Source organism: Afipia sp. GW821-FHT14H12 (genome assembly GCF_058803465.1).
On record NZ_JBXAOZ010000001.1, the window covers coordinates 1,868,518 to 1,885,303 of the forward strand.

16 protein-coding genes are annotated in these 16,786 nt (G+C 64.0%); 13 read left to right on the forward strand and 3 right to left on the reverse strand.

Annotation, left to right across the window (positions count from 1 at the left end; all coding sequences use genetic code 11):
- The 4 genes from AC1RNA_RS09340 (at position 1) to murJ (ending at position 5,313) form a co-directional block, all read left to right on the forward strand.
- Entirely contained in the window at positions 1–1,410 is a 1,410-nt protein-coding gene (locus AC1RNA_RS09340) for a mannose-1-phosphate guanylyltransferase/mannose-6-phosphate isomerase (RefSeq protein ID WP_492950920.1), read from the forward strand.
- 155 nt (positions 1,411–1,565) lie between these two features.
- Complete coding sequence (locus AC1RNA_RS09345; protein ID WP_492950921.1) at positions 1,566–2,558, forward strand: Gfo/Idh/MocA family oxidoreductase; 993 nt, start codon at positions 1,566–1,568, stop codon at positions 2,556–2,558.
- 38 nt (positions 2,559–2,596) lie between these two features.
- A complete protein-coding gene (locus AC1RNA_RS09350) occupies positions 2,597–3,739 on the forward strand; it encodes a DegT/DnrJ/EryC1/StrS family aminotransferase (RefSeq protein WP_492950922.1) in 1,143 nt (380 codons plus the stop codon).
- A 44-nt stretch (positions 3,740–3,783) separates the two neighbouring features.
- Positions 3,784–5,313, forward strand: coding sequence for a murein biosynthesis integral membrane protein MurJ (gene murJ, locus AC1RNA_RS09355; RefSeq protein WP_009337026.1), 1,530 nt, complete (start codon positions 3,784–3,786; stop codon positions 5,311–5,313).
- A 30-nt stretch (positions 5,314–5,343) separates the two neighbouring features.
- Here the strand turns inward: murJ and AC1RNA_RS09360 are convergent, their stop codons facing one another.
- A complete protein-coding gene (locus AC1RNA_RS09360) occupies positions 5,344–5,769 on the reverse strand; it encodes a CHRD domain-containing protein (RefSeq protein WP_492950923.1) in 426 nt (141 codons plus the stop codon).
- Positions 5,770–5,896: 127 nt separating this feature from the next.
- Between AC1RNA_RS09360 and thiD the strand changes: the two genes are divergently transcribed.
- The 5 genes from thiD to AC1RNA_RS09385 all read left to right on the forward strand — a co-directional run bounded on the left by thiD (position 5,897) and on the right by AC1RNA_RS09385 (position 10,377).
- On the forward strand, positions 5,897–6,697 hold the full coding sequence (thiD, locus tag AC1RNA_RS09365; protein ID WP_492950924.1) for a bifunctional hydroxymethylpyrimidine kinase/phosphomethylpyrimidine kinase: 801 nt from the start codon (positions 5,897–5,899) through the stop codon (positions 6,695–6,697).
- A gap of 96 nt (positions 6,698–6,793) precedes the next feature.
- Positions 6,794–7,438 carry a class I SAM-dependent methyltransferase gene (locus tag AC1RNA_RS09370; protein WP_492950925.1) on the forward strand — a complete coding sequence of 215 codons (645 nt, stop codon included), beginning with the start codon at positions 6,794–6,796 and terminating at the stop codon, positions 7,436–7,438.
- A gap of 54 nt (positions 7,439–7,492) precedes the next feature.
- Complete coding sequence (locus AC1RNA_RS09375; RefSeq protein ID WP_009337022.1) at positions 7,493–8,305, forward strand: UDP-2,3-diacylglucosamine diphosphatase; 813 nt, start codon at positions 7,493–7,495, stop codon at positions 8,303–8,305.
- Positions 8,305–9,333 carry a glycosyltransferase family 4 protein gene (locus tag AC1RNA_RS09380; protein ID WP_492951202.1) on the forward strand — a complete coding sequence of 343 codons (1,029 nt, stop codon included), beginning with the start codon at positions 8,305–8,307 and terminating at the stop codon, positions 9,331–9,333. Before AC1RNA_RS09375 ends, AC1RNA_RS09380 begins: the two co-directional genes overlap by 1 nt.
- 48 nt (positions 9,334–9,381) lie before the next feature.
- A complete protein-coding gene (locus AC1RNA_RS09385; RefSeq protein WP_492950926.1) occupies positions 9,382–10,377 on the forward strand; it encodes a threonine ammonia-lyase in 996 nt (331 codons plus the stop codon).
- Positions 10,378–10,423: 46 nt separating this feature from the next.
- Here AC1RNA_RS09385 and AC1RNA_RS09390 read toward each other — a convergent pair whose 3' ends face one another.
- Together AC1RNA_RS09390 and dgcA are read right to left on the reverse strand one after the other, a co-directional pair.
- Entirely contained in the window at positions 10,424–11,707 is a 1,284-nt protein-coding gene (locus tag AC1RNA_RS09390) for a hypothetical protein (RefSeq protein ID WP_492950927.1), read from the reverse strand.
- A gap of 135 nt (positions 11,708–11,842) precedes the next feature.
- Complete coding sequence (dgcA, locus tag AC1RNA_RS09395) at positions 11,843–12,829, reverse strand: N-acetyl-D-Glu racemase DgcA (protein ID WP_492950928.1); 987 nt, start codon at positions 12,827–12,829, stop codon at positions 11,843–11,845.
- A 132-nt stretch (positions 12,830–12,961) separates the two neighbouring features.
- Here dgcA and AC1RNA_RS09400 point away from each other — a divergent pair, with 132 nt between their 5' ends.
- The 4 genes from AC1RNA_RS09400 to glk are packed head-to-tail and all read left to right on the forward strand — an operon-like array spanning position 12,962 to position 16,728.
- Positions 12,962–14,098 carry an ABC transporter permease gene (locus AC1RNA_RS09400; RefSeq protein WP_492950929.1) on the forward strand — a complete coding sequence of 379 codons (1,137 nt, stop codon included), beginning with the start codon at positions 12,962–12,964 and terminating at the stop codon, positions 14,096–14,098.
- Between the two features lie 3 nt (positions 14,099–14,101).
- Positions 14,102–14,872: an ABC transporter ATP-binding protein gene (locus AC1RNA_RS09405; protein ID WP_492950930.1), complete on the forward strand. Its 771-nt coding sequence runs from the start codon at positions 14,102–14,104 to the stop codon at positions 14,870–14,872.
- 15 nt (positions 14,873–14,887) lie between these two features.
- Positions 14,888–15,751, forward strand: a complete 864-nt coding sequence (locus tag AC1RNA_RS09410) for an MlaD family protein (protein ID WP_492950931.1) — start codon at positions 14,888–14,890, stop codon at positions 15,749–15,751.
- A complete protein-coding gene (gene glk / locus AC1RNA_RS09415) occupies positions 15,748–16,728 on the forward strand; it encodes a glucokinase (protein WP_492950932.1) in 981 nt (326 codons plus the stop codon). The genes AC1RNA_RS09410 and glk overlap by 4 nt, the downstream gene beginning before the upstream one ends.
- Positions 16,729–16,786: the final 58 nt, after the last annotated feature.

A 16,786-nucleotide genomic window follows, 5' to 3' on the forward strand; every position in this document is an offset into this window, starting at 1 on the left:
ATGACGAAGCGTATCGTTCCGTTGATCATGTGCGGCGGCGCCGGAACGCGGCTCTGGCCCGCGTCGCGCGAGAACCGGCCGAAGCAATTCCTGTCGTTGTTCGGTGGCCGCTCGACGTTCCAGGACACGCTGACACGGGTCGGTGACGGCACGCTGTTCGACCGTCCGATCGTCATCACCAACGCAGCCTATCGCTTCATGGTGCGCGAGCAGCTCGCCGAGATTGAGCGCGACGCCGACATTCTGCTTGAGCCCTGCCGCAGGGATTCCGGCCCCGCGATTGCTGCGGGCGCAGCGTTTGCGGCAACCCGCGATCCTCAGGCGGTGGTGCTGGCGCTCGCCGCCGATCATGTGGTGGGCGACGAGGCGGCCTTTGTCGCGGCTTGCCGTCAGGCGGTCGAGGTTGCAGCCTCCGGGAAAATCGTGACCTTCGGCATCAAGCCTGAGCGTGCGGCGACGGAATACGGCTACATCCAGGTCGGCGACAAAATCGCGGGTGATGTGTCGTCGGTTGTGAAGTTCGTCGAGAAGCCGGACGAGGCGACAGCGGCGGCTTACGTGCGCGATGGCTTTCTCTGGAACAGCGGCAACTTCATGTTCAGCGCGCGAGCTTTGCTCGACGAGTATGATCAGACCGACGCCGCCAGCGTCGCAGCGGCGCGCGAGGCGGTGGTGAAAGCAGGCAGCGACCTCGGCTTTGTGACGTTGCAGGAAGACGCCTTCGCGCGGGCAACGCCCATGTCGATCGACTATGCGGTGATGGAGAAGACCTCGCGTGCGGCGGTCATTCCCGTCTCGTGCGGCTGGTCGGATGTCGGCTCATGGCATGCGGTGTGGGAATTGTCGCCGAAGGATGCGGACGGCAACGCGGCACAGGGCGCGGCGGTGTTCGAAGGCGCGACCAACTGCAACGTCTCCTCCGACAAGACGCTGGTGGCGCTGGAAGGCGTCGAGGATGTCGTGGTGGTGGCGACGCAGGATGCGGTGCTGGTGTCGCGCCAGAAGGACCCGGGCGCGCTCAAGCGTCTTGTCGCGAAGTTGAAAAAGGTACGCCCGCAGGTGACGGAGGATCACCTCAAGGTGCATCGTCCGTGGGGATCGTATCAGTCGCTCGATACCGGTGAGCGGCATCAGGTGAAGCGGATCATCGTCAAGGCGGGCGGGCGCCTGTCGCTGCAGAAGCATCACCACCGCTCCGAACACTGGATTGTGGTGCGGGGTGCGGCAAAGGTGACGATCGATAATTTTGAGAAGGTCGTCCACGAGAATGAATCGGTCTACATTCCGATCGGGGCGACCCACCGGCTGGAGAATCCCGGAAAAATCCCGTTGGAACTGATCGAGGTCCAGACCGGCAGCTATCTTGGCGAGGATGACATCATCCGCATCGAGGATGACTACCGCCGTTAACGAATTTTGGAGGCTTTCCGGCCCCAAACGCGCCGCAAGGCTGACATTTTCTGCATCAAAACGTGTTCTGACACTCAACACAGAGGGTCGGCGGAGCGATTTTGCCGTGCTAGGAAAACGGCGCGGGGTTCCGCGATTCAGGGGTAAAAAGATCAATGACTTCCAAGAATTCGACGCGCGGCAACGGGGATTTGCGCGTGGGTGTTATCGGCGCGGGCGTGATGGGCAGCAACCATGCGCGTGTCTTGGCGCAATTGCCCAGCGTGAAACTCGCGGGCGTTGTCGATCCGCTGGCGGAAAGCCGCTCGCGCATCACCGGCTTCGTCGATTGCCCGACTTTCGCGACGGTCGATGAACTGCTCGCGGCCGGTGTCGATGCGGTGACCATCGCAGCACCAACCCACCTGCATCGCGACGTGTCGCTCGCCTGCATCGCTTACGGCGCTCACGTTCTCGTCGAGAAGCCGATCGCGACCACCGGCGCGGAGGGGCGCGAGATCATCGACGCTGCCCGCAAGAAGGGCGTGACGCTGATGGTCGGCCATGTTGAGCGATTCAATCCTGCTGTCGCCACGATCAAGGAAGCGATCCAGGGCGAGGAGATTCTGTCCGTCGCCATTACGCGCGTTGGCCCGTTCCCGCCGCGCATGTCCAATGTCGGCGTGGTGATCGATCTTGCCGTGCACGACATCGATCTTATCCGCTGGTTCACGGGATCCGACATCGTTGAGGTGCAGCCGCAACTCACCAGCGCGGTGGCGGAGCGCGAGGATATCGCACTATTGCAATTCCGCACCGAGTCCGGCGTGCTCGCGCACATCAACACCAACTGGCTGACGCCGTTCAAGGCGCGCACCGCGACCATCGCGACCCGCAACAAATATATCCAGGGCGACCTGCTGACGCGGCAGGTGACGGAGTGCTTTGGCTTCCAGCGTGATGGCAGTTATTCGATGCGGCATCTGCCGGTCGGCCATGACGAGCCGCTGCGCGCCGAGCTGATGGCGTTCATCAACGCGATCAAGACGGGGAGCACGCCCGCGATTACCGGTGAGGCAGGTGTCGCCAGCCTCGAGATCGCGATCAAGTGCCTCGAGACTCGGCCCAAGCCCGTCGCGGCACCCCAGCTGCATGTGGCGTCCAAGTAATACGCTTCTGTTTTTCTTTTCCCGATTGGTGACATTCAATGAATCCACGACCCGATCCTGTCGCGTTTATCGACCTTGGCGCGCAGCGCCGCCGGCTTGGCTCCGCGATCGATGAGGCTGTTGGCCGCGTGCTGACTCATTGCCAGTTCGTCAGCGGCCCCGAGGTTGCGAAACTCGAAGCCGATCTCGCGGCGTTTTGCGAGGCGAAGCACGTCGTCGCTTGCGCGAGCGGCACCGATGCGCTGTTGATGGTGCTGATGGCCAAGGAGATCGGTCCGGGCGATGCGGTGCTGGTGCCGTCGTTCACGTTCTGCGCCACCGGCGAGGTCGTGGCGCTGACCGGCGCGACGCCGGTGTTCGTCGATGTCGACGAGACGACCTTCAATATCGATGTCGCTTCGCTGAAGCGTGGCATCGCCACCGCCCGCAAGGCGGGATTGAAGCCGAAGGCGATCATCCCGGTCGATCTGTTTGGGCAGAGCGCCGATCACGATGCGGTGGCCAAGGTGGCTGCTGAAGAGGGATTGTTCGTCCTTGACGACGCCGCGCAGGGTTTTGGCGCGACCTACAAGGGCAAGCGGCTCGGCACTTTCGGCCTGGCGACCGCGACGAGCTTCTTCCCGGCCAAGCCGCTCGGCTGTTTCGGCGACGGCGGCGCGATCTTTACCGATGATGCTTCGCTTGCCGAGGCGCTGCGCAGCGTGCGCGTGCACGGGCAGGGCAGCGAGAAATACGACAACATCCGCCTCGGCCTCACAGGCCGTCTCGACACCATGCAGGCGGCGATCCTGATCGAGAAGCTGAAAATCTTCCCCGACGAGATCGAAGCGCGCAACCGTGTCGCCGGCTATTATGCCAAGGGCCTCGATGGCGTAGTGAACGTGCCGAAGGTGCCGGAAGGCAATGTCTCGGTCTGGGCGCAGTACACCATCCGCGTCAAGGACGGCACCCGCGAGGCGTTTGCCGAGGCCTTGAAAGCCAGGGGGGTCCCGACCGCGGTCTATTATCCGAAGTCGATGCACCAGCAGACGGCCTACCGGCATTTCCCGGTCGCGGAGGGTGGCTTGCCGGTCTGTGAAAGGCTGTCGCGGGAGTGCATCAGCCTGCCGATGCATCCCTATCTGGACACGGCGACGCAGGACCGCATCATTTCGGCTGTGCGCGACGCAGTCGCCGGCTGACATAGCCATTTTGCGGCGGCGGCCAATGCGCTAGAAGCGGGCGGATGCTCGGCCGGATCTTCACCGTTGGCGGTTATACGCTGCTGTCGCGCCTGACTGGGTTCGCGCGCGACATCATGCTGGCCGCGATTCTCGGCGCTGGGCCGCTGGCGGATGCTTTCTTCGTCGCGTTGCGGCTGCCGAATCACTTCCGGGCGATTTTCGCGGAGGGCGCGTTCAACGCCGCCTTCATTCCCGCCTATACTCATGTGCAGGACAAGGGCGGTGGCGTGGCGGCGCGGCTGTTCGCCGACCGCATCTTCACACTGTTGTTCGCGAGCCAGCTCGTGCTGCTGGTGGTGGCATGGTTGTTCATGCCGCAGGCGATCTCGCTGCTCGCGCCGGGTTTCTCGGACGATCCTGGCCGGCGCGAACTTGCGATTGAACTCACCCGGATCACCTTTCCGTACCTGCTGCTGATCACGCTCGTCACGCTCTATGGCGGCATCCTCAACGTCATGCAGCGGTTTGCCAGCGCGGCTGCGGCGTCGATCCTGCTCAACCTGTCGATGATGATGACGCTGGCGCTCGCGGCGTTCTTCCCGAGCGCCGGTCATGCGGCTGCGTGGGGCGTGCTGATTTCCGGCTTCCTGCAATACTTCCTGCTGGCGGGCGACGCGGCGCGTACCGGCGTGCTGCCGCGCTTTGCAAAAATCAAATTCGATGAGGACGTGACCGGGTTCTTCCGCGCGCTCGGGCCCGCGACAGTTGGTTCGATGGGCACGCAGATCGCGCTGTTCGCCGACACAATCATTGCGACCTTCCTCGCCTCCGGTGCGCTGTCGGCGCTGTATTATGCGGACCGGCTCAATCAATTGCCGATCGGCGTGATCGGCATCGCCATCGGCACGGTGCTGCTACCGGACATGTCGCGGCGGATCAGCGCGAACGATCATGCGGGAGCGATGGCAGCGCAACGGCGCGCCTTCGATTTCACGCTGCTGTTTTCGGTGCCGTTCGTCGCGGCATTCCTGACGGTGCCTGATGTCATCATGCGTGCGATGTTCGCGCGCGGGGCCTTCACCAAGGCTGATGCTGCCGCTGCCGGGGCGACGCTCGCGGCCTATGCGGTCGGCCTCATTCCGTTCGTCCTGATCCGCAGCGCGGTTGCGACCTTCTACGCGCGCAAGGACACCGCGACGCCGGTGAAGTCGGCGCTGACGGGCATTGCCGTCAACCTCGCGCTGAAACTCGCGCTGGTCGGATCGCTGGCGCAAATCGGCCTCGCGCTGGCGACGGCGGTTGGGCAGTGGGTCAACCTGCTACTGGTGACGGGCTTTGCGATCAGGCGGGGCTTTCTGGAGATGGACCGCGCCTTCGTGCAATCGCTGATGAAATTCGCTGCGGCCGGACTTGGGCTCGCCGCTGCCTTGTGGGGGGCGTCGCGCGCCTCGGCGCACTGGATCGCAACATTGCCCACCGCGCGAGATGAGATCGCGCTCTTGATGCTGGTTGTGGTTGGGGCCGTTGTCTACGCCGCGCTCATCGGCGGACTGTTCGGCTTGCGCTGGCTGAAGGCGCTGGTGCGGCCGTAACGCGAGTTACAGCCGCACCGGATATGGCTGTTACTTCGTCACCTGCGCACGGATTTCGCCGCCCGGATGTGCCTTGGTATGAACATTGACGTACATCTTGCCGTCCATCAGGGCGGTGGCCTGTGCATCCGTCAGCGTGGCGCTGCCCTGCGCGCCGCTCGCGACATCCTTGAACGGCACCATGATGCCCGCGTTCTTGCCGGGCTCGGCCGGGCCATGGAAGTGGGCCATGGTGGCGGGGCCGGTCAGCCCTGAATAGGTCACCTTCCAGGTCAGCATTTTGGAGGCGGTGTCATAGGTGACATCGGCGGTGCCCTTGGCCGCGCTGTCGTTCGGCGGCACTTCGCTCGCGCCGGTGAGGTTGAGCTTCATGGTCATCTTTTCGGCGCTGGCCGGCGAGGCTATCGCAATTGCTGCGAGCATCACGGCCGCGGCACCAATGGTTTTGCCGTACATGGGATTCTCCCGGAACAAAGGGTGAGGAACGCTTCTACAACCCCGGCCACGGCCATTTAGTTCATTGCTGGCGAAGTCCTGATTGGGGCGCTAGTGTCGCTTCGACGGTTAGAGGGTTGTTTTGACGATGGCTTTTCCGGTTGCGCTGACGATTGCGGGCTCCGATACGATCGGCGGCGCGGGTATCCAGGCTGATTTGAAGACGTTTGCCGCGCTGGGCGTGTACGGCACGACCGCCATCACGGCGCTGACGGCGCAGAACACCAAGGGTGTTTCCGCCATCAACGAAGCGCCGGCTGATTTCGTCAAAAGACAGATCGATGCGGTGATGAGCGATCTGCCGGTTGCCGCGGTCAAGATTGGCATGACGGCTTCGCAGCCGATCATCGAAGTGATCGCGGAGCGGCTGGCGCACTGGCAGGCGAAAAACGTGGTGCTCGACCCGGTGATGATCGCAACGTCGGGCGACCGCCTGCTGGCGGATGGCGCGATCGAAGCGATGCGCACCACGCTGATGCCGCGCGCCACGCTGGTGACCCCGAACCTGCCGGAGGCCGCCGCGCTGCTTGATGAGCAGGTGGCGCGGACCGAAGACGATATCGCGGATCAAGGCCGCCGTATCCTGAAGTTCGGCGTGCCCGCGGTTCTCATCAAGGGTGGCCATGGCGAGGGGCCGGAAAGCGTGGACTATCTCATCACCGCGGACCGGGTGGCCCGCTTCGCCGCCGTCCGGGTGAACACGAAGAACGTGCACGGGACGGGCTGCACGCTGTCATCCGCGATTGCGGCGGGGCTTGCGAAAGGCGAAGGACTTGAGGCGGCGGTGAGGCAGGCGAAGGATTACGTCAGCGCCGCCATCGCCAATGCGGACCGGTTGCAACTTAGCAACGATCACGGTCCGATCCACCATTTCCACGCCTTCTATTGAGCGCGATACGGCGCTTGTCGTCGAACTGTCGTATGGCGCTGTTACCCCCGATCCATCGCAACGCTCCGATTCCCGGAGCCTGTCTGGATCGTCACGATGAACACGGACCTCGATCGATCAACCGTTGAAACGGCGTATGCCCGCTGGGCGCCGATCTATGACGCGGTGTGCGGGCCTGTGATGGTCAAGGGACGGCGCGCCGCTGCCGCCGCTGCCTGCGCCATCGGTGGCAAAATTCTGGAGGTCGGCGTCGGCACCGGCCTGTCGTTCGACGATTATAATGCCGCGACAGAAATCACCGGTATCGACATGAGTGCGCCGATGCTCGCCAAGGCGCGGGCGAAAATGGCGAGCGGCCGGTATCCGCACGTCAGGGACGTGCTGCAGATGGATGCGCACAACATGTCGTTTTCCGATGCGACATTCGATTGCGTCGTGGCGCAATTCGTCATCACGCTGGTCGCCAATCCCGAGCAGGTCCTGTCCGAATGCCATCGGGTGGTGAAGCCGGGCGGCCGCATCATCCTCGTCAACCATCTGTATTCGGAAAAAGGTGTTGCGGCGGCGGTCGAGCGCTGGGCGGCGAAGCGCACCCGCGCGCTGGGCTTGCGCCCTGAATTTCCGTTCGCGCGGCTTGCCGCGTGGGCGCAGAACGACAACGCGACCCTCGTCGAGCGTCGGAAAGTGGCGGCCTTCTACACGCTGGTCTCTTTTGAACGGACGGGGCCGGTTGCGGCGTGAGGCCGGGCCTGTTTCGTCATTTGTCTGTCACACAAATCTGCTAGCTGCACGCCCATGGAAAAAGCCTTCATCTCCGATGGCGCTCCGGAACGGACCTTCCGCACTCTGTTCATTTCGGATGTCCATCTGGGAGCCAGGGGATCACAGGCCGAGCGGCTTCTCGATTTCCTCCGCGTGCACGATGCCGAGACGATCTATCTGGTCGGCGACATCATCGATGGCTGGGCACTGAAATCGAACTGGCACTGGCCGCAATCGCATAACGACTTCGTGCAGAAGATGCTTCGCCGCGTCCGCAAGGGCGCGAAGGTGTTCTATATCCCCGGCAACCACGACGAATTCCTGCGCTCCTATTACGGCACGCATTTCGGCGGCATCGAGGTGGTGGAGCAGGCGATCCATCAGGGATTCGACGGCAAGCGTTATCTTGTCATTCATGGTGACCTGTTCGATCTCGTGGTGCAGAACGCGCGCTGGCTCGCGCATCTGGGCGACAAGGCTTACGACCTGGCGATTCAGGCGAACCGCCTTGTGAATGTGTTCCGTCGCATGTTCGGCTCGCCTTACTGGTCGCTCTCGCAATGGGCGAAGCAGAAGGTGAAGAACGCGGTGAACTACATTGGCGCGTTCGAGCAGACGCTGGCGGCGGAAGCGCGCCGCAACAATGCGGACGGCGTGATCTGCGGCCACATTCATTACGCCACGATCCGCGATCATGACGGCATCCGCTACATGAATTGCGGCGACTGGGTGGAAAGCTGCACCGCACTGGTCGAGCACCACGACGGCCGGTTTGAAATCCTCACATGGACCGCGCCGCTGCGGCAGGCCGCGCCTTCGCCCGCCATCGCGGCACAGGCGGCCTGATGCGGATTCTGATCGCGACCGACGCCTGGCACCCGCAGGTCAATGGCGTCGTCCGCACGCTGACGATGATGGCGGATGCGGCGCGCGATCTCGGCGTCGATGTGTCGTTTCTCACGCCGCAATCCTTCGCCACCGTCGCGCTGCCAAGTTATCCGGATTTGCGTGTCGCCATTCCCGGTCCGGCACGGATCGCGAAACTGATCGCGGATGCGCGCCCCGATAATATCCATATCGCGACCGAAGGGCCGATCGGCTTGCTGGTGCGCCGCTATTGCCTGAAGCGGGGGCTGCCGTTCACCACGAGCTTTCACACCCGCTTTCCGGAATATGTGTCGGCGCGCTCGCCGATCCCGGAATCATGGGTATGGCGAGGTCTGCGGCGTTTTCATGCTGCAAGTCAGGCAGTGATGGCGGCGACGCCCGCGCTGGCGGAAGAATTGCGCGAGCGCGGCTTTTCTCGCGTGGTGCTGTGGCCGCGCGGCGTGGACACGGAATTGTTTCGTCCGCGGCAATTCGATCTCGGGCTGCCGCGTCCGATCTTCCTGTCGGTCGGGCGTGTTGCAGTCGAGAAAAATCTGGAAGCGTTTCTCGACCTCGATCTTCCCGGCACCAGGATCATCGTGGGCGATGGCCCCGCGCGCCATGAACTTGCGCGCAAATATCCGGATGCGATTTTCCTCGGCGCTCTGCAGGGCGAGCAGCTCGCGCAAATCTATGCGACCGCAGATGTGTTCGTCTTTCCCAGCCGCACCGATACGTTCGGGCTGGTGCTGCTGGAAGCATTGGCGAGCGGCGTGCCGGTGGCGGCGTTCCCCGTCAGCGGCCCGAAGGATGTCATCGGCGATGCGCCGGTCGGAGTTCTCAGTGAAGACCTCGGCGCGGCCTGCCGTGCCGCTCTGGCGATTTCTCCCGAGCGATGCCGGGCCTTCGCGCTGAACCACACCTGGGACAACTGCGCGCGCGCCTTCATCGACAATATCGTCCATCCGCGCCGGGACAGCCTGCATTCCACGCGCACGGCAGCGTGAAGGCTGCGCGCCTTGATCGGCCATGGCCCGGCGCGATAAGACGGGATCATGACTCATCCTTCCTTGCCCGTTTATGCCGACATCGAGGCTGCGGCCGCAGCACTTGCGCCGGTTGCTGTCAGAACCCGCCTGTTAAGCTCGCCCGCGCTCGACGCGCAGACCGGCGCGCGTGTATTCCTCAAGCCGGAAGTGCTGCAACGAACCGGCTCGTTCAAGTTTCGCGGGGCCTATAACCGCCTGTCGGTGATTCCCTTGGCGGAGCGGGACAGGGGCGTGGTGGCGTTTTCGTCCGGCAATCACGCGCAGGGCGTCGCCGCCGCCGCGCAGTTGCTGGGCCTGCCCGCGACCATCGTGATGCCGGCGGACGCGCCCGCGTTCAAGCGCGAACGTACCAAGGGATATGGCGCGCGGGTGGTTCTGTATGACCGCGACCGCGAGAGCCGCGAGGAGATCGCGCAAAATATTGCTACGGAGAGCGGCGCGACGCTGGTGCCGCCGTTCGATGATCCGCGCATCATCGCGGGGCAGGGCACCGTGGGCCTTGAGATTGCGGAGGACCTGCGGGCGCTCGGTGTTGCCCCTGACATCGTGTCCGCACCGGCGTCCGGCGGCGGGCTGATGGCGGGCATTGCGCTGGCGGTCCACCACCACTTTCCGCAGGCGAAATTTCTCACCGCCGAGCCGGATGGTTATGACGACCATGCGCGCTCGTTCGCGAGCGGGCAGCGCCAGCGGCATCACGCGCAGAACCGCACCTTCTGCGACGCCCTGATGGCACCCGAGCCGGGCGAACTCACATTCGCAATCAATCATGGGCTTGGCGCCGGTGGCGTCACGGCGACGGATGCCGAGGTGGCGCAGGCGATGGCGTTTGCGTTTCGTGAGTTGAAGCTGGTGGCCGAGCCGGGCGGCAGCGTGGCGCTGGCGGCGCTGCTGGCGGGCCGGATGGACGCGCGCGGCAAGACCGTGGTGATCGTTCTGTCCGGCGGCAATGTCGACGCCGGGCTTTATGCCGACGCCATTCGTGAGGGCCAAGAATCTTGACGCGTTTTCTTCACGCGAACCGGTTCCCACTTCGCTTGAAAACGCTTTAGCTGAAAAACGCGATCCGCTCGGCGTGGCTCATGCGACGGATTGGCGCAAGCAGATCCGCCCGGCCGTTGGACGGCCGCGCCACGACGCCCTGCGCGATCAGACTGGCTCCAAGAGATGCCTCATGCACCGGATCGAAAGGCGGCAGCGGAGCGATTTCGGCTTCGATGTCGGCCCAGAGATCTTCGGAGCCGCCGCCTTCCGCCTCGGCCGCCATGGTGGTTTCGGGCGCCGGTTCGGTGGCGGGAGCAACCTGTGGAAGGGTTGCGGCGGTGGCCACGACCGATGCCTCGACGGCCACGGGCTCGGCCATTGGCTGAGGGGCCGGTTGCGAGGCCGAAGCCGTCATGATCGAGCGCGGCGCTGCGGCCACGGGAGCGGGCTCGCTTTCCGCCGGGGCCGGCTCGGGTTGCGGCAGCTCTGCAACTGCTGCGGCAGGCGCAGCTTCGACGGCGGCCTCAAGAAGGGCCTCGACTTCCGAAGCGACGACTTCAAGAGAGGCGGCTTCAGGCGCGGGGATTTCAGGCGCAGGGGCCTCGGGCGCGATGGTTTCCATCGCGGCTTCGATCTTCGCGGTCACGGCTTCCGCAACAGCCGTTTCCACAAGGGGAGGCTCCACAACGGCAGTTTCCGTAACGACCGACTCTGCAACGGCAGCTTCCGGCTGCGTTTCGAGGTTTGGTGCCGAGGCAGGAGTCGCGTTCGTGGTGATTTCAGCGGCGGCGGGTTCGTCGCCTGCGCCCTCGGCGGTCGCCGGAGCGGCTTCACGGTCCTGCAAAACTGCGGCGTCGAGGGCCGCCAGCATCCGATCGCGAATGGCCTCGAGAGGGAAGTCGTCGCAGGCCGCTTCGATGGCACGGACCTGACCGTCGAGGATGTTGCAGATGCGGGGGTCGGCCCCGGATTCTCGCAAGCCCCAGATGATCTCGCGAATGATCCGGGCGCTTTTGCGCCACGGCAATAACGTATGGTCGAATCCGGTTTCGGTGAACTGCTCGCGGATCGCCGCCCGTGCCTTCTCGAGTGCTGCTTCCAAGAGGGCTTCAGAAGGGGCCGAGGCTCCAGCTTCGTGATGGGCCGCGCCAATGCTCTGCTCGATCCGCGCGACCGCCTCCAGCACCATGGCGGTATCCGCGTTGCGGTTGCGCTTGGCGTATTCGGTCAGGAACCAGCGCCCCCGCGCGGTTTCCATGAAAGCTTCGCGGATAGCGTGATAATCGGCCTCGGTGGGGACCGCAGCGCTCGCCGAAATCGGCGACAATGCAAAGGCTTCTTCAGCCATGGACGTTACTCACACTCGCCCGCGCAAGTGATTCCACCCGCGGGGAAACGGTTCCAAATCGGACCGACCCATCGAATCTGATTTGAGTGTGGCGGGCAATTGGCCAGACTGAGTTATCGACCGACTTATTTCGGGCTATCCCCAGAGTGCTGCGTCCGGCGGATCGACGGTCGAGCCCTCATAGCGCAGGGCGGGCTCGCGGTCCTTCGCCAGCAGCAGCGGGCCGTCGAGGTCGACGATAAAGGCCTGCTGCGCCACGATCAGAGCCGGGGCCATTGCAAGCGAGGTCGCCACCATGCAGCCGACCATAACACGCAGCCCAAGGCGCTCAGCCTCGCGGCTCATCGCCAGGGCCTCGGTGAGGCCACCGGTCTTGTCGAGCTTGATATTGACCGCATCGTAGCGCCCGACCAGCTCCTTGAGGGAAGCGGTGGCGTGCGCGCTCTCGTCCGCGCAGACCGGGATCGGGCGGATGATCCGTTCGAGTGCGGCATCCCGTCCCGCGGGAAGCGGCTGCTCGACCAGAGCGACGCCTACTTCGGCGCAGGCGTCGAGATTGCGCTGCAGATTGGTGTCGGACCACGCCTCGTTGGCATCAACGATCAAGGTCGCATCAGGTGCTGCGCGACGTACGGCGGCGATGCGGCCCTTGTCACCTTCGCCACCAAGCTTGATCTTGAGCAGCGGGCGATGCGCGGCTGCCGATGTGGCCTGCGCCATCTCCTCCGGCGTGCCGAGCGAGATGGTGTAGGCGGTGGTGAGAGAGTGTGGCGCGAGAAGGCCCGCGAGCTCCCAGACGCGCCGCTTCGCTTCCTTCGCTTCCAGATCCCACAGCGCGCAGTCGAGCGCGTTGCGTGCGGCTCCCGGCGGCATCCGCTGCCGCAGCATCTCGCGCGTGAGACTCGTCCAGTGGCCGACCGAATGTATCGCATCGACGGCCGCCTCCGGCGTCTCGTTGTAGCGTGGATAGGGCACGCACTCGCCACGGCCGGTTATTCCATTGCGGCAGATTTCGGCGACGACGACGACCGCTTCGGTCTTGCTGCCGCGGCTGATGGAGAAGCGGCCTGCGATCGGCCAGCGCTCGATGTGGACTTGTAGCTGGAAAGGAACAGAGGTCATTGAAATGTGACGCTTGGTTGATGACGGGCTTGCCGTTGTGCCACAATTATGGCTCTTAGGAGGTTCTCCGTACAAGCCGGACCGGGAACCGATTGCTCGCGTTCTGTAGGCGTAAAAATGCGGGAGCCTTTCGTGAACGGGAATCCAACCCTCGAGCAGACGCCGCTTGGCGCCGGTGTGGCATTACGCGCGGCCGGGGAATGGACCGTGCACCATGCGCCGGCGCTTGAGAAGCTTGTGGAGCGCACCGAGCGCTCCCGTGACGGCAGTCGTGCGAGCCTTGTCATCGACGTCTCGCAGATCTCGCGGCTGGACACGTTCGGCGCCTGGCTGATCGAAAGGCTGCGCCGCGCTTTGACGCGCGGCGACACCGCGCCGATGATTGCTGGCCTGTCGGCGGATTACGCGAGTCTTGTTGAAGAAGTGAAGCGCGTGAAGGCTGTGCCGGAGCCGGCAAAAGTGCCGTTTGGCCCGGTCCGTGCCGTCGAGGCGGTTGGCCGCACCGTCGTCGGGGTCGCCGAGACGCTGCTCGGCCTTCTCAACATGACAGGCTCCATCCTGAGTGCGTTCTGGCGCGTGATCCTGCATCCGAGCCACTTCCGCCTGACCTCGACTGTTCATCAACTGGAACAGGTGTGCTGGCGCGCAGTGCCGATCGTGGTGCTCATCACCTTCCTGATCGGTTGCATCATCGCCCAGCAGGGCATTTTCCAGTTCCGCAAGTTCGGCGCGGACGTGTTTGTGGTCGACATGCTCGGCGTGCTGGTGCTGCGCGAGATCGGCGTGCTGCTGGTCGCCATCATGGTCGCGGGCCGTTCGGGCAGCGCCTACACCGCCGAACTCGGCTCGATGCGGATGCGCGAGGAAGTCGATGCGCTGCGCACCATGGGCTTCGATCCGACCGAGGTGCTGATCCTGCCGCGCATCCTTGCGCTGGTGATCGCGATGCCGATCCTGGCTTTCCTCGGCGCGATGGCTGCGCTTTACGGCGGTGGTCTCACCGCTTGGCTCTATGGTGGCGTGCAGCCCGACGCCTTCCTGTCGCGGCTGCGCGAGGCGATCTCGATCAACCATTTCACCGTCGGCCTTGTGAAGGCGCCGTTCATGGCGCTTATCATCGGCATTATCGCCTGCGTCGAGGGCGCGGCGGTGCAGGGCAGCGCGGAATCGCTCGGCAAGCACACCACGGCATCCGTGGTGAAGTCGATCTTCTTCGTCATCGTCGTCGATGGTCTGTTCGCCATCTTCTTCGCCTCGATCGGAGTCTGAGCGATGGCGAATGCGGCGAACGACGCGATCATCCGGGTGCGCGACCTTACGGTCGGATTCGGCGACAGGCTGATCCTCGACAAGCTCAGTCTCGACGTGAAGCGCGGCGAGATCCTCGGCTTCGTTGGCCCGTCCGGCGCGGGCAAGTCGGTGCTGACCCGCACCATCCTCGGCCTGATGCCGAAGCGCTCTGGCACGATCGAAGTGTTCGGCATCAATATGAACGAGGCCGACGACAAGACCCGCAGCGCGGTCGAGCGCCGCTGGGGCGTGCTGTTCCAGCAGGGCGCGTTGTTCTCCTCGCTGACGGTGCGGCAGAATATCCAGTTTCCGGTCCGTGAGTTCATGAAAGTGTCGGAGCGATTGCTCGATGAAATCGTCGTCGCCAAGCTCACCATGGTGGGATTGCGACCCGAGACGGCCGATCTCTATCCGTCCGAATTGTCCGGCGGCATGATCAAGCGCGTGGCCTTGGCGCGCGCGCTCGCGCTTGATCCGGAGATCGTGTTCCTCGACGAGCCGACCTCGGGCCTCGATCCGATCAGCGCCGGTGATTTCGACGAACTCGTCATGACCTTGCAGCGCGCTTTGGGGCTGACCGTTTTCATGGTAACGCATGACCTCGACAGCCTGAAAACCGCATGCAACCGGATCGCCGTACTTGGCGACAAGAAAGTGCTGCTCGTCGGCACCATGGACGACATGCTGGGGTCCCAGCATCCGTGGTTGCGGGAATATTTTCATGGCAAACGTGCGCGTACTGTTATTGCGTAGACCGGAGTTTGAGTGATGGAAACGCGGGCGAACTATCTTCTGATCGGTGCCTTCACGCTGGCCGTGATCGCGGCGGCGTTCGGCTTCGTGTTCTGGTTTCAGAACCTCGGCTCGGTCGCGCAGCGTTCGCCGATCCGTATCGTCTTCGAGGGCGCGGCCTCGGGCCTGCGCACCGGCGGCAACGTCAACTTCAACGGGATCAAGATCGGCGAAGTGACCTCGATCAAGCTCGACGATCCGAAGCGTGTGGTGGTGATCGCCTCCGTCGACAAGAGCGCGCCGATCCGCGCCGACACTCTTGTCGGACTGGAGTTCGCGGGCCTCACCGGCGTGTCGGCGGTGTCGCTGAAGGGCGGCTCATTGGAGGCGGGCGGCATTCCGGTGGCCGATGACGGCGTGCCGACGCTGACGGCGGATCCGAACGCGATCATGGACATCGGTGAGGCGGTGCGGGCGACGCTGCAAAACGTCAACAAGCTCGTGACCGACAATCAGGCGGCGCTGCATGACAGCATGGAGAATTTGAAGACGTTCTCCAAGGCGTTGGCCGACAATTCCAGCCGCATCGACAGCATCATGGTCGGCGTGGATTCGCTGATGGGCGGCAAGGACGGCGAGGGCGGTGAGTTGCAGAAGGCCGCGCGCTCGTTCCGCGAACTGGCGGACAACCTCGACAAGCGGACAGCGGCGCTGACATCGGACGGACGGGCGCTGATTTCCGACAGCCGCCGTACGCTCGGCGACATCAGCCGCGCGGTGAACAATTTCGACCGCAACCCGACCCGTGTGCTGTTCGGCGCCAGTGCCACCGACAACCGCACGGCACCTCCGCAACCGCAGCCGGCACCGGCACGGCCGCACCGCCCGCCGGCGCGATGAACGTCACGGCAAGCGCAGGACTGGATGACCTGCGGGTCATCGGAGACATTGGCGGCACCCATGCACGCTTCGCGCTGGCGCAGCATGGCGCGTACAGCCATGAGCGGCGCAGCGATGTCGGCAAATACAATTCGCTGTTCGAGGCGATGCAGGATTACCTCGCCGCGCTGCCGCCGGATAAGAAGCCTTCGGTGGCTGTGATCGATGTCGCGGGACCGGTGCGCGGCGACAAGATCAAGATGACGAATCTTGCATGGTCGTTCTCCGCCGAGGACATGAGGCAGCGCCTTGGCCTGAAAGCGTTTCGGGTGCTCAACGATTTTGCCGCGGCGGCCTCATCCATTCCCTATCTGCCGAAGGCGGATTGCTTTGCCATCGGGCCGGATCATGCCGGTGCGAAAGGGCCAATCGGCGTGATCGGTCCCGGCACCGGCCTTGGTGTCGGTGCGCTGGTGCCGAACGGCGACCGCTGGACGCTCATTCCGGGAGAGGGCGGTCATGTCAGCCTCCCGCCGTCCAATGAGATGGAAGACCGGATTCTCGTCATTCTCCGCAAGCGGTTCGGCCATGTGTCCGCCGAGCGCGTGTTGTCGGGTGTCGGTCTCGTCAATCTTTATCAAGCCCTGTGCGAGATCGAGGGCGCGATGGCTGCGCCGCTGACGCCTGCCGATGTCACCGACCACGCCATGCGCGGCACCGATCCGACTTGCGTGAAGGCGTTCGGACATTTCTGCGAGATGCTGGGCACGGTCGCGGGCGATCTTGCGCTGACGTTGGGAGCAACGGGCGGCATCTACATCGCGGGCGGCATTCTGCTGCGCTTCAAGGAAGCTTTTGCAGCCTCCGGTTTCCGTGTGCGGTTCGAGAGCAAGGGCCGCTTCCGCGAATGGTTGCAAACCGTTCCCACGCCCTTGATCCTCGAAGAATCCCCGGCGCTGCTCGGGCTCGCCAATGTGCCGATCGAGGTGGATGCCTGAAGCCAAATAAAAAAGCGGAAGCCTGAGGCTTCCGCTTTTTTATTTCATTCGTTCGCGT